The sequence below is a fragment of the Amycolatopsis sp. AA4 genome, from assembly GCF_002796545.1.
In the GTDB taxonomy this organism is placed as follows: Bacteria; Actinomycetota; Actinomycetes; order Mycobacteriales; family Pseudonocardiaceae; genus Amycolatopsis.
In genome coordinates this window covers 6,924,846-6,937,512 of sequence record NZ_CP024894.1, presented here as the reverse complement: position 1 = coordinate 6,937,512, position 12,667 = coordinate 6,924,846, and the positions used below count along the sequence as shown (strand labels likewise).

Genomic DNA, 12,667 nt, shown 5'->3' with positions numbered 1-12,667 from the left:
GCTGGATGAGCGGGATCACCGAGAACGGCGTCGTGGACGCGGTCGGCAAGGAACTCTTCATCGGCGGCAAGTGGGTCTCCGCGCGCAGCGGAAAGACCTTCGACGTGCAGGACCCCTCCACCGGCGAGGTGCTGTGCCAGGTCGCGGACGCCGGGCCGGAAGACGGTCTCGCGGCGCTCGACGCGGCGGTCGCGGCGCAGGCCGACTGGGCCGCGGTCGCCCCTCGGGAGCGCGGCGAGATCCTGCGCCGCGCGTACGACAAGCTCATCGAGCGCCGTGACGAGCTGGCGCTGCTGATGACCCTGGAGATGGGCAAGCCGCTGGCCGAGGCCGCCGGGGAAATCACTTACGCCGCCGAGTTCTTCCGCTGGTTCGCCGAGGAAGCGGTGCGGATCGACGGCGGCTACGCGGTGGCCCCGAACGGCAACGGCCGGTTCCTGATCACCCGCCAGCCGGTGGGTCCGACGCTGCTCATCACGCCGTGGAACTTCCCGATGGCGATGGGCACGCGCAAGATCGGCCCGGCCGTCGCCGCCGGCTGCACGATGGTGATCAAGCCCGCCGCGCAGACGCCGCTGTCGATGCTCGCGCTCACCCAGATCCTCGCCGACGCCGGACTGCCCGAGGGCGTGCTGAACGTCGTCACCACCAAGGACGCGGGCGGCGTGATGGAGCCGCTGATCCGCGACGGACGCGCGCGCAAGCTGTCCTTCACCGGTTCGACCGCGGTCGGGCGCAAGCTGCTGGAGCAGTGCGCGGAGAAGGTGCTGCGCACGTCGATGGAACTGGGTGGCAACGCGCCGTTCGTCGTGTTCGACGACGCGGACCTGGACGCCGCGGTCGAGGGTGCGATGCAGGCGAAGATGCGCAACATCGGCGAGGCGTGCACCGCCGCCAACCGGTTCTACGTGCAGCGCGGCGTGGCCGAGGAGTTCTCGCGCCGGCTCACCGAGCGGATGCAGGCGCTGCCGATGGGCCGCGGCACCGACGAGGGCGTCGTGGTCGGCCCGCTCATCGACGAGGCCGCGGTGAAGAAGGTGACCGAACTGGTCAAGGACGCCACGGACAAGGGCGCGCGGGTGCTCACCGGCGGCTCGCGGGTCGACGGTCCGGGGCATTTCTACCCGGCGACGGTGCTCACCGATGTGCCGGTGGACGCCCGGCTGGCCAGCGAGGAAATCTTCGGCCCGGTCGCGCCGATCACGCCGTTCGACACCGAGGACGAGGCGGTCGAGAAGGCCAACGACACCGAATTCGGCCTGGTGTCCTACCTGTTCACCAGCGACCTGAAGCGCGCGCTGCGGGTCTCGGAACGTTTGGAGGCCGGGATGATCGGCCTCAACCAGGGCATCGTGTCCAACCCGGCGGCTCCGTTCGGCGGCGTCAAGCAGTCCGGTCTCGGCCGCGAGGGCGGCACGGTCGGCATCGACGAGTTCCTGGAGACCAAGTACATCGCGGTGAGCCTGTGACACACCGGATTGCGAGCATCCCGGGCGACGGGATCGGGGTCGACGTCACGATCGAAGCGCGCCGGGTCCTCGACGCGGCCGCGGAGAAGTACGGATTCTCCTTGGAGTGGACCGAATTCGACTGGAGCTGCGAGCGGTACACCAAGACCGGCGCGATGATGCCGGAGGACGGCGTCGTGCAGCTGTCGGGCTTCGACGGCATCCTGCTCGGCGCGGTCGGCTTCCCCGGCGTCGCGGACCACGTTTCGCTGTGGGGCCTGCTGATCCCGTTGCGGCGGGCGTTCCAGCAGTACGTCAACCTGCGGCCGGTGCGGCTGCTGCCGGGGACGTCGTCGGTGCTGGCCGGGCGGAAGGCCGACGAGCTGGAAATGGTGATCGTCCGGGAGAACTCCGAGGGCGAGTACTCGGAGATCGGCGGACGGCACAACGCCGGGCGGCCGGACGAGTTCGTGCTGCAGGAGTCGGTGTTCACGCGGGTCGGGGTGGAACGGATCATCCGGTACGCCTTCGAGCTGGCGCGCACGCGTTCTCAGCACGTCACCTCGGCGACGAAGTCGAACGGGCTGATCCACTCGATGCCGTACTGGGACGAGATTTTCGCCGAAGTCGCGGCCCAGTACCCGGACGTGCGCGCGGAACAGTGCCATGTGGACGCTCTCGCCGCGCGGATGGTGCAGGCTCCCGACCGGCTCGACGTGGTGGTGGCGTCGAACCTCTTCGGCGACATCCTGAGCGACCTCGCGGCCGCGATCACCGGCGGACTGGGCATGGCACCGTCCGGAAACATCAACCCATCAGGTGAGTTCCCGTCGATGTTCGAGGCGGTCCACGGGAGTGCCCCGGACATCGCCGGACAGGGCATCGCGAACCCGGTCGCGCAGATCCTCGCCGCGGCGATGCTGCTCGACCACCTCGGGGAAACCGTTGCCGCACAGGCGATCCGCGCCTCGGTCGACGAGGTGCTGACCGCGGGCGAAGCCCTCACCCCCGACCTCGGCGGAACCGCTACCACAACCGCGCTCGGCGCCGCGGTGGCCGCTTCGCTCCGCTGATTTTTTGTCGGTGCCGCGCGGTTGACTCTTCCCTGACCCGCCGACGGGTCCCGAGGGGAGGAGGGCGCCGATGTGCCAGAGGTGCGAGGAACCGGACAGACCGGAGGAGCAGTACCTGATCGAGGTGCTCGACGAGATCAGGGAGAACGGCTGGTGCGTCCAGGGCGTGCTGGGAACGGGTTCCCGGCCGTCCTGGGCGTACACCGCGGGGCTGACCGCGCAGGGCTTGCCCGAGCTGGTCGTCACCGGATTGCTGCCGCACCAAGCGGTTCCGCTGCTCAACGCCGCGGCCGGACAGTCGCTGCACACCGGCCCGCCGGTGCCCGGGGAACAGTGGCTGCTGCCCCGGTTGCCGCGGGTGGAAATCGTCCAGCTCAGCGCTCCCGCGGCGCATCTGGATATCGCGGTGTGCTGCTATGGCACGGGAATCGAAGCCCGGCAGCTGGTTTACGCCGATCCCGCGGGCTGGTTCCCGTGGTCGCCGCAGTACAACTCCGGCCGCGGCGGACAGCCCGTGCTGGGGGTGCGGCATGCGTAAGTTTCTCTTGCTGTGCCAGGTTTTTCTGGGCTGGTGGCCGGTAGGGTCGAAGAATGCCAGAACTGCGGGCCCCCACCGTCCGCCTGCACCGCGCCTGGCTGGAAGCACACCGCGAATGGGGCCCGGGCTTGTCCGAGGACGGTTTCGGCTTGTCCGCGTCGGACGAGGCCGAGCGGCTGGACTTGCCTCGGGTGCTCTTGGTGCGCGCGAGGGAGAACCTGGCGTCCGCCAAGACGATCGAACGCGCGGGCGGCGTGCTAGAGGGCCTCTGTTCACCGCGGTGGAGCGGCTGGAACTCGACACTCGATTCACCGGCGGGCTCACTGTCACGCCAGTGTCGAGCGATCGGGACCTCAACGAGGATTCGGCCATTCCGTTGCTGCTGCTCACGTTGGCCAGTCGCACCTTCGGCTCGGGTTTCGTGGCCGGTAGCAAAATGAGTGCTGTACGGGTCGGCCAGCAGGAAGGCGAGTCCGGCGAAAGAGAGGTTCTGTTCTGGGAGGGCGCTTCCTATTTCGAGCACGCGGTCGGAGGTGAAGCCGTCGAACCCGGCCAAATAGCGTTCGGACTGCCGGTGCTGCACCAGTTCTCCCGCGAGAAACGGACCACGGCGCGGTTCCCGCCACCGCGGGAGCCGCGGGCTGGGGCAAGCGCGGAGGCACCCGGGTCGCCATAGGGCAGGCGCGGCTCTCGCGTGTCCGTGCGGGTGCGAGGTTTGGGCGACAGCCGCCCGAAACCCCGTCCCTCACTCGCCAGCCGCGACCCCGCCCTTCAAGCTCCGCCCCGGAAGCAACCGGCTGATCGCGTCCTCCATGTGCGCGTCCAGCAAGTGCAACGCGGTCTCCTCGTCCCCCGACCGAAGGGCTTCGATGATCCGCGTGTGCTCCTCCACCCGGTCCTCCGCACCCTGATACGTGCTTTGCAGCAACGTCAGGCACATCCGCGTCTCGATCAGCAGCGTCCGGGCCATGCGGACCAGCCGCTTGCTGCCCGAGGCGTTGATCAGCGCCTCGTGGAACCGCAGATCCGCCTCGGACAGCGCGGCCGGGTCGTCCGCGGCGGCGGCCATGTCGGCGACGTTCTGCTCCAGCGTCGCCGCCACCGCCTCGCGGTCGCCGCGGAACGCGCACAGCAGGGCGGCCCGTTCCACGGCCGAGCGGGCGAGGTAGATGTCGAACACGTCCGCCGGTTCGAGGTCGATCACGAACAAGCCCCGGTGGCGTTCGCTGCGCAGCAGACCCTCGGACACGAGGTGCTGCATCGCCTCGCGCAGCGGGCCTCGCGAGACCTGGAAGCGGGCGGCCAGGTCGGTTTCGCCGAGCTGGGTGCCCGGCGGGAGCGCGCCGGTCATGATCGCGTCGCGCAGTTGGCGCGCGATCACCGCGGCGGTCGATTCCCGGCTCACCGGTTCTATGTCAGGCAGTGCGACCACGGGTCAGCCCCTCGTCCGGAACAACGCGCCCAGCGAGCGCACCAAGCGGGTCGCGCCGGTCAGGCGCAGGCCCTCCCAGATGGTCACCTGGTTGGCGGTCAGCACCGGCTTGCCGAGTTTCGCCTCGATGTCGGTGATCTCGCCGAGCGTGCGCATCGCGGTGTCCGGCACCAGAACCGCGTCGGCGTCCGGGTGGTCGTGGCTGACCGCCAGGTCGACTACCGCTTCGGGGGAGAGCTGGCCGACCTCGGCGGCGGTGTCGATGTCGGCGCTCGACATCGACAGCACCTCGACGCCTCCCGCGGCGAGGAAGTCCACGAACAGCCGCGCGACGTCGTCGGGGTAGCTCGCGGCCACCGCGACCCGTTGCACGCCAAGGGCTTTCGCCGCGTGCACGAAGGCGAACGACGTGCTCGACGCCGGGACCCCGGCCACCGCGGCGAGCTGGTCGGCCTGGTTGCGCGCGCCGTCCCAGCCGTACACGAAGCTGCCGGACGTGCACGCCCACACCACCGCTTCCGGCTGGTGCTTCGCGAGCAGCCGGGCGCCTTCCGCGAGCCGGGCTTCGCTGCCCAGGTCGAGCAGTTCCGGCACGGCGTGCAGGTCGGTGCCGTAAATGTGCGCGACCGGCAGGCGAATGCCGCCTTCAGCAGAGTCGGAGCCGCCGAGAAGCTGTTCCGCGAGCGGGTAGTCGTCCTCGGCCGCGTGGTCGGGGTAGATGAAGCCGATCGTGGTCACGAAACCTCCGGGATGCGCAGATTGTCGACAATATTAGCGGGACTGGTCAAGACACCTCCCGCAGCCACTGGCCGGGCCCCACGATGGGCAGCCGCATCCGGCGCAGGCAGGCCCACATCGTCAGCTGGTTGGCGGTCAGCACGGGTTTGCCGAGCGCCTTCTCCAGCGGTTCGATCAGGTCGAACGTCGGGAGATTGGTGCAGCTGACGAAAATCGCCTCGGCGTCGCGGTGGTCCGCGGCCAGGATCCGCTCGGCGATGGTGCGGTAGCTGACCTTCCAGATGCCGCCGCCGAGGCCGAGGTGGTCGCTGGACACGGTGGTCACGCCGACCTCGGCGAGGAAATCGTGGAGCTTGCCGGTGAGATCGGCGTCGTACGGCGTCAGCACCGAGACCCGGCGCAGGTCGAGCTGGTGCAGCACCTCGACGAGAGCGCCCGACGTGGTGACCGCGTCCGGCGCGCCGGCGTCGCAGATCGCCTTGGTGAGGGAGCGTTCGTAGTCGATGCCGTTCACGAAGCTGCCCGAGGTGCACAAGTACGCGACCACCTCCGGCTCCACGTGCAGCACGTCGCGCGTGGCCGTCGCGAGGTGCCTGCTGTCGCTCACCAGCTGCGCCATCTCCATGCTCACCGGCACCGGTTCGTAGGGGGTGCGGGCGAGATGCAACGACACCTCCATCGGCACCCAGCGCCACAGTTCGCGCTCGAGCGCGAGGTCGAACGGCGCGATCACGCCGATGCCGCGCTGGGCTAGCGGGCCCTCGAACGCGAGGAAGTCCAGATCCAAGGTTCAGCCTCCGGAATAACGCCTGTGCCGATGCCCGTCCGGTGCTCCGGGGTGGTCCTCGGATTGTTGACAATCATACGAGCCACTTTTACCGTGTCAATCGTGATCGCCCCGGAAAACCCCGTACTGGCAGTGCTCTGCGGGGCAGACCATCCGCCCGACATGGCCGCTATCGAAGACGCGGCGGTAGTTCGTTACACCGACGAGCGCGGCCTCGCCGGTGCGCTTGCCGGTGCCGACGCGCTTTTTGTCTACGATTTCCTGTCCGGAGCCGTCCCCGGGGCGTGGCCTGCCGCGGACCGGCTGAAGTGGCTGCACATCGCGAGCGCCGGGGTCGACCCGGTGCTGTTCCCGGGGCTGCGCGGGAGCGACGTCGTGCTCACGAACTCGCGCGGGGTGTTCGACGACGCCATCGCCGAGTACGTGCTCGGCGTCGTGCTGTCGTTCGCCAAGGACTTCGCGCGTTCGCTCGACCTGCAGCGCGCCGGCACGTGGCAGCACCGCGAGACCGAACGGATCGCCGGGCGGGAGGTGCTGGTGGTCGGCACCGGACCGATCGGAAGGGCCATCGCGCGGATGCTGCGCGCGGCCGGGATGCGGGTCTCCGGAGCGGGCCGCCGCGCCCGGGTCGGGGACCCGGATTTCGGCGTCGTGCACGAATCCGCCGAGCTGACGCGGCATCTGCCGGAGTTCGACTACGTCGTCGCGGTCGCGCCGCTCACCGACCAGACCAAGGGCATGTTCGACGCCGCCGCGTTCGCCGCGATGAAACCGTCCGCGCGGTTCGTCAACGTGGGCCGCGGCGAACTCGTGGTCACGTCCGATCTGATCGCGGCGCTGCAGGCGGGGGAGCTCGCCGGGGCCGCGCTCGACGTTTTCGAAACCGAGCCGCTGCCCGCCGAAAGTCCACTGTGGACCATGCCGGACGTCCTGCTGTCCCCGCACATGTCGGGCGATTTCGTCGGCTGGCGGCGGACGCTGGTCGAGGTGTTCGCGGGGAACTTCCGGCGCTGGCTGGCCGGGGAGCCGTTGTGGAACGTCGTGGACAAACGGCTCGGCTACGTGCCGTCCGAATCGCAGGGAGGCGCCTGATGGGCGACCGGGAACTGACCGCCAGCGAACTCGTCGCCGCCTACGCCACCGGCGAGCTGTCGCCGGTCGAGGCGACGAAGGCGGCCCTGCAGAACATCGAGGACCGCGACGGCGAGGTCAACGCCTTCTGCCTCGTCGACGCCGAACGCGCGCTCGACCAGGCGAAAGCCGCCGAGGCCCGCTGGCGCGACGGGAATCCGATCGGCGCGCTGGACGGCGTCCCGGCGTCGATCAAGGACATCTTCCTCACCCAGGGCTGGCCGACGCTGCGCGGGTCCACGAGCATCCCGGCCGACCAGCCGTGGGACGTCGACAGCCCGGTGATGGCGCGGATGCGCGAGGCGGGACTGGTCGTGCTGGGCAAGACGACCACGCCGGAGATCGCGTGGAAGGGCGTCACCGACAGCGCGCTCACCGGCGTCACGCGCAATCCGGTGAACCCGCGGATGACGGCGGGCGGGTCCAGCGGCGGCAGCGCGGCGGCGGTCGCGGCGGGGATGGGAGAGCTGTCGGTCGGCACCGACGGCGGCGGCTCGATCCGGATTCCCGCGTCGTTCTGCGGCATCGTCGGCTTGAAGCCGACCCACGGCCGGGTCCCGCTGTTCCCGGCGAGCCCGTTCGGCCCGCTCGCGCACGCCGGGCCGATGGCGCGCAGCGTGGACGACACGGCGCTGCTGCTCGACGTCCTCGCCCTGCCGGACCACCGCGACCCGACCGGGCTCGCGCCGCCGATCAGCGCGTACCGCGAGGCAGTGCGACGCGACGTGCGCGGGCTCATCGCCGCGTACTCGCCGACGCTCGGGTTCGCCGACGTGGACCCGGAAGTCGCGGCGATCGTCCAGTCGGCGGTGCAGTCCCTCGCCGACGCGGGACTGCAGGTGGAGCAGGCAGACCCCGGATTCGCCGACCCGAAGGACGCCTTCGACGTGCTGTGGTCGGCGGGCGCGGCGAAATCCCTCGACGCGTTCCCGCCGGGCAGCGAACCGCGGGTCGACCCGGGCCTGCGCCGCGTGTGGGAAAAGGGCCGCACCTACTCCGCGAGCGATTATCTCGACGCCACCGCGGAACGCGCCGCGCTCGGCATCCTGATGGGCGAGTTCCACACCCGCTACGACGTGCTGCTCACGCCGACCGTCCCGATCCCGCCGTTCGAAGCGGGCCACGACGTGCCGCCGGGCAGCGGGATGACCGAATGGCCGGAGTGGACGCCGTTCACCTACCCGTTCAACATGACGCAGCAGCCGGCGATCAGCGTCCCGGCCGGGCGCACCGAAGCTGGCCTCCCGGTGGGCCTGCAGATCGTCGGCCCGCGGCATTCGGACGACCTGGTGCTGGCGGTGGCGAAGCTGCTGGAGGAGGTCCGGCCCTGGGCCGCGCCGTGATTTCCGCGCTCCCCGCTGTGGCAAGCTGGCGCGCATGACCGAGTTCACCGCGCCCATCGACGACCGCTGGTTCGAGGACTACCCCGAGGGGGCGGTGTACGAGTTCGGCGACACGACCGTCACCGAGGCGGAGATCATCGAGTTCGCCGGGAAGTACGACCCGCAGAGCTTCCACGTCGACCCGGTGGCGGCCAAGGCGGGCCCGTTCGGCGGGTTGATCGCGAGCGGCTGGCACACGTCGAGCCTGATGATGCGGATGTTCGCCGACCACTACCTGTCGTCGGTCGCGAGCCTCGGCAGCCCGGGCGTGGACGAACTGCGCTGGCCGCGTCCGGTGCGGCCGGGGGACCTGCTGCGGATGCGCGCGACGGTCACCGAGGCCCGGCGGTCGAAGTCGAAGCCCGACCGCGGTCTCGTGCGCACCCGGTTGGAACTGTTCAACGGCGACAACGAGCTGGTGTTCAGCGCGAGCGCGGTCAACTTCCTATCGGTGCGACCGGAGCCGCCGGCCGGTTCGTGAGGTTCCGGACCTCGCGGCTGCACAGCGCAAGCCCGGTCGCGACGAGGCTCAGCACTCCGCACGCGACGAGCACCGTCTCGCGGCCGAAGTGCTGCACGAGGGGACCCGCCGCGATCTGCCCGAGCGGCATCGCGGCGATCGACCCCAGGATGTCGTAGGAGTACACGCGCGCGAGCCGGTCGGGCGGGATGTGTTCCTGCAGCGAAACGTCCCACGCGACGCTGAACTGCTCCATCGCCAGTCCGGCCACGAGCATCGCGATCAGCAGCGGGACGAGCGACGGCCACCAGCCGAGCGTCAGCACCGGCAGCGCGTCCAACGCCACCAGGGCCACCCCGAGGAACAAGGCGTGCCGCGGCTGCCAATGCGCGGCGACGATCCCGCCGAGGAGCGCGCCCGCGGTCTGTGTCGCCAGCGCGAGCCCCCAGGCGGACCGGCCGAACGTCTCGTCCGCGACGACCGGCCCGATGACCACGAGCGTGCCGATCCCGGCGGCGTTGACGATGCCGAACTGCGCCACCACCGCCCACACCCAGGTGCGCGACCGGAACTCGTGCCACCCGGCGATCAGGTCGGCGATCGGCCTGCTGCCCGGAGCCCGTACCGCCGATGGCAACCGGACCGCGTGGTAGGCGAGTGCGGCGGCGAAGAACAGCAGCGCGTTCAGCGCCAGCGCCCAGCCGGACCCGGCCGCCGCCACCGCGACCCCGGCGACTCCCGCTCCGGCGATGCGGCCGCCGTTGATCAGCAACCGCAGCAAGGCGTTCGACGGAGCCAGCAGCTCTCGCGGCACGGTCTGCGGAGTGATCGCCCCCGCGGCCGGCAGCGACATCGCCGAGACCGCCCCGTTGACCAAGCTCAGCGAGACGAAAAACGGGATCGAGGAGAATCCACAAAGGACACTCACGGCGATCAGCGCCTGGCTGAGCCCGGCCGCGATCTCGGTGCCCTGCAGGATCACCGCGCGCGGCAGCCGGTCCGCGAGCACCCCGCCGAAAAGCAGCAGCAGCACGTTCGCCAGCGACCGCGCCCCGACGACCAGCCCGAGATCGACCGCCGACCCGGTGCGGTCGAGCACCGCGAACGCGAGCGCGACCGGAGCGACCGCGTTGCCGAAGGTGCCGAGCGTCCGCCCGGCGGCGAGGGCGCGGAAACTGCGGTGCCGCAACGGCTCCAGGAGGCTCACCGGCCGAGCTTCCCGCGGCTGTCAACCGAATAATCAGCAGGTGAGAGCCCCTCGCCCCGGGCCGGGCGGCGATGCTGTGCTCGACACATGCGGACGACGACCCTTGGCCGCAGCGGCCTCGAAGTGTCCCGGATCGCCTTCGGCACCGGCGGGTTCGGCGGGCAGTGGGGCGGTTTCGACGAGGACACCGCGATCGCGGCGATCCGGCGCGCGCACGAACTCGGCATCACCCTGTTCGACACCGCTCGCGCTTACGGCACCGCCGAAACTCTTCTCGGCAAGGCGTTGCGCAGCGAACTGGACCACCGCCGCGACAGCGTCGTCATCGCGACCAAGGGCGGGACTCGTCCCGGTTCCGCACGCGTCCGCGATTCCCGCCGCGCATGGCTCGTCCAAGGGGTGGACGACAGCCTGCGCGCGCTCGGCGTCGATCATCTCGACCTCTACCAGATCCATTGGCCCGATCCGCGGACTCCGGCTGCCGAGGTCGCCGGAACGCTGCGGGAACTGGCGGACGCGGGCAAGATCCGCCACGCCGGAGTCTCGAACTACGACTCCGCGCAGCTCAGCGCGTTGCACGACACCGTGGAAACCGTGCAGGTGCCGTATCACCTCTTCCGCCGCGGCGCGGAAGCCGATCCGCTCCCGTACGCCCGCGCGCACAACGTCGGCGTGCTCGCCTACAGCGCGCTCGGCAGCGGTCTTCTCACCGGCACGTTGACCGCGTCGACAGTCTTCGATGCCTCGGACTGGCGGTCGCGTTCGTCCGCTTTCCGCGGAAAGTCCTTGCGGCACAACCTGAAGATCGTCGACCGGCTCGCCTCTTTCGCCGCGGAACGAGGCGCGGAGGTGAGCCAGCTGGCCCTCGCGTGGTCGCTGGCGAAGGTCGACGTCGCCATCGTCGGCGCCCGCCGCCCGGCCAGCATCGAACGGAGCGCGACCGTCCTCCAGCTCGACCCGGATGACCTCGCCGAGATCGATCGCCTGGTCGCCGACGCCGTGCCGGTCGGCGGGGCCAGCCCGGAAGGCATCGACTGACCGGTTATCCCCGGGTCGCGAACTCCAGCTCGGCCAGCGCCGTGTCCAGGTGCGTCAGGATCCGCTGCAGGTGCGGGACGCTGCGCCGGCAGCCGGTGACACCGAAGTCGAGGTTGTCCCCGTTGCTGGTCAGCGTGATGTTCAGGGCCTGCCCGTCGAGCAGCACCGACGCCGGGTAGATGCCGTCGAGCGCCGCGCCGTTCCAGTACATCTGCTTGCGCGGGCCCGGCACGTTCGAGATCACCAGGTTGAACGGCGGGCGCGTGTTGCCGACGACACCGGGGATCGGCGACGCGCCCAGCTGCGCCACGTTGATCCCGGACAGCAGCAGCGTCTGCAGCGGCGACAGCTGCGAGAACAGCTTCTTGCCGTTCGACATCGATTCGGAGATCGCGGCCAGCCGCTGTGCCGGGTCGGTCAGGTCGGTGGCCAGGTTGCACAGGAGCGCGCCGATGTTGTTGCCGGTCGCGTCGCCGGTGTCGCGGCGGCGCAGCGACACCGGGACCATCGCGACCAGCGGCGCGTCCGGCAGCGCGCTCTGTTCGATCAGGTAGTCGCGCAGCGCGCCCGAGCACATCGCGAGCACGACGTCGTTGCGGGACACGCCCGCGGCGGTCGCGACCTCGCGCACCCGGTCGAGCGGCCAGGACTGCGCGGCGAACCGGCGCGCGCCGCCGATCGGCACGTTCAGCATCGTCTTCGGCGCCTGCATCGGCAGCATGAGCCGGTGCTCGCGAAACGCCTCGCGCGCCACCTTCGCCGCGGCCGGCGCGATCCCCGCGACCTGCTCGAACGTCTTGCCCACCAGGGCGAACGGCGATTTGGCGGCCCGGCCGTTGTGGTTCGCGGCTGGCTTGTCGCGGGCACCCCACGGCGGCGGGCAGTCCAGGTCGGCCGGGTCGTCGGACAGCGTGCCTTGCAGATGGCGCAACGCCGAAACGCCGTCCATCAGCGCGTGGTGGATCTTCGAGTACACCGCGAACCGGCCGTCGCGCAGTCCTTCGATGAGGTGCGTTTCCCACAGCGGCCGGTGCCGGTCGAGCAGCGTGCTGTGCCAGCGCGAGGTGAGTTCGAGCAGTTCGCGGATCCGGCCCGGCTGCGGCAGCGCGGAATGCCGGAAGTGGTAGTCGAGTTCCAGGTCGGTGTCCCGCGACCAGCGCACGTGCCCGACGGTGTTCACCGGACGGCTCGGCCGCATCCGGAACACGCTGCGCATGTTGTCCGATTCGAGCAGGGAGCGGCGCAGGTCGCGCAGATAGTCGTCGCCGGCGCCCTCGGGTTTGCGGAACAGCTGGAGCCCGCCGACGTGCATCGGATGCTCGCGGGTTTCGACCATCAGGAACATCGAGTCGGTCACCGGCATCAACGGCATCGTGCCACCCCTTTCCGCCGTGTCGGGGACCTCGGCGTCCCCGGCCCCCGGAGTGTACGCA

Annotated in this window: 12 protein-coding genes; 7 read left to right on the top strand and 5 right to left on the bottom strand. The window is 70.5% G+C overall.

Going from position 1 to position 12,667, the window contains the following annotated elements; translation table 11 throughout:
• The first annotated feature begins 5 nt into the window (after positions 1-5).
• The 3 genes from CU254_RS32000 to CU254_RS31990 all read left to right on the top strand — a co-directional run bounded on the left by CU254_RS32000 (position 6) and on the right by CU254_RS31990 (position 3,059).
• Positions 6-1,469, top strand: a complete 1,464-nt coding sequence (locus CU254_RS32000) for an NAD-dependent succinate-semialdehyde dehydrogenase (RefSeq protein WP_009082823.1) — start codon at positions 6-8, stop codon at positions 1,467-1,469.
• Positions 1,466-2,521, top strand: coding sequence for a tartrate dehydrogenase (locus CU254_RS31995; RefSeq protein WP_009082822.1), 1,056 nt, complete (start codon positions 1,466-1,468; stop codon positions 2,519-2,521). The genes CU254_RS32000 and CU254_RS31995 overlap by 4 nt, the downstream gene beginning before the upstream one ends.
• Positions 2,522-2,591: 70 nt before the next feature.
• On the top strand, positions 2,592-3,059 hold the full coding sequence (locus CU254_RS31990; protein ID WP_009082819.1) for a DUF4262 domain-containing protein: 468 nt from the start codon (positions 2,592-2,594) through the stop codon (positions 3,057-3,059).
• Between the two features lie 745 nt (positions 3,060-3,804).
• Here the strand turns inward: CU254_RS31990 and CU254_RS31980 are convergent.
• Genes CU254_RS31980 through CU254_RS31970 form a run of 3 tightly spaced genes read right to left on the bottom strand, consistent with a single transcriptional unit; the run spans position 3,805 to position 6,016 of the window.
• Complete coding sequence (locus CU254_RS31980; protein WP_009082816.1) at positions 3,805-4,491, bottom strand: GntR family transcriptional regulator; 687 nt, start codon at positions 4,489-4,491, stop codon at positions 3,805-3,807.
• A gap of 3 nt (positions 4,492-4,494) precedes the next feature.
• Entirely contained in the window at positions 4,495-5,229 is a 735-nt protein-coding gene (locus tag CU254_RS31975; protein WP_009082814.1) for an aspartate/glutamate racemase family protein, read from the bottom strand.
• A 46-nt stretch (positions 5,230-5,275) separates the two neighbouring features.
• On the bottom strand, positions 5,276-6,016 hold the full coding sequence (locus tag CU254_RS31970) for an Asp/Glu/hydantoin racemase (RefSeq protein ID WP_009082813.1): 741 nt from the start codon (positions 6,014-6,016) through the stop codon (positions 5,276-5,278).
• Between the two features lie 162 nt (positions 6,017-6,178).
• On the opposite strand from CU254_RS31970, the gene CU254_RS31965 reads away from it, so the two are divergent.
• Genes CU254_RS31965 through CU254_RS31955 form a run of 3 tightly spaced genes read left to right on the top strand, consistent with a single transcriptional unit; the run spans position 6,179 to position 9,010 of the window.
• Positions 6,179-7,108, top strand: a complete 930-nt coding sequence (locus CU254_RS31965; protein ID WP_063632059.1) for a D-2-hydroxyacid dehydrogenase — start codon at positions 6,179-6,181, stop codon at positions 7,106-7,108.
• Positions 7,108-8,490, top strand: coding sequence for an amidase (locus CU254_RS31960; protein ID WP_037715486.1), 1,383 nt, complete (start codon positions 7,108-7,110; stop codon positions 8,488-8,490). Before CU254_RS31965 ends, CU254_RS31960 begins: the two co-directional genes overlap by 1 nt.
• A gap of 34 nt (positions 8,491-8,524) precedes the next feature.
• On the top strand, positions 8,525-9,010 hold the full coding sequence (locus CU254_RS31955; RefSeq protein ID WP_009082808.1) for a MaoC family dehydratase: 486 nt from the start codon (positions 8,525-8,527) through the stop codon (positions 9,008-9,010).
• Here the strand turns inward: CU254_RS31955 and CU254_RS31950 are convergent.
• Entirely contained in the window at positions 8,967-10,196 is a 1,230-nt protein-coding gene (locus CU254_RS31950; RefSeq protein WP_009082806.1) for an MFS transporter, read from the bottom strand. The two genes, CU254_RS31955 and CU254_RS31950, sit on opposite strands and share 44 nt — an antisense overlap.
• Before the next feature lie 87 nt (positions 10,197-10,283).
• Here CU254_RS31950 and CU254_RS31945 point away from each other — a divergent pair, with 87 nt between their 5' ends.
• On the top strand, positions 10,284-11,234 hold the full coding sequence (locus CU254_RS31945; protein ID WP_009082804.1) for an aldo/keto reductase: 951 nt from the start codon (positions 10,284-10,286) through the stop codon (positions 11,232-11,234).
• Positions 11,235-11,238: 4 nt separating this feature from the next.
• Here CU254_RS31945 and CU254_RS31940 read toward each other — a convergent pair whose 3' ends face one another.
• Positions 11,239-12,606 (bottom strand): wax ester/triacylglycerol synthase family O-acyltransferase, encoded by a 1,368-nt coding sequence (locus CU254_RS31940; protein ID WP_037715483.1) that lies wholly within the window; start codon positions 12,604-12,606, stop codon positions 11,239-11,241.
• Positions 12,607-12,667: the final 61 nt, after the last annotated feature.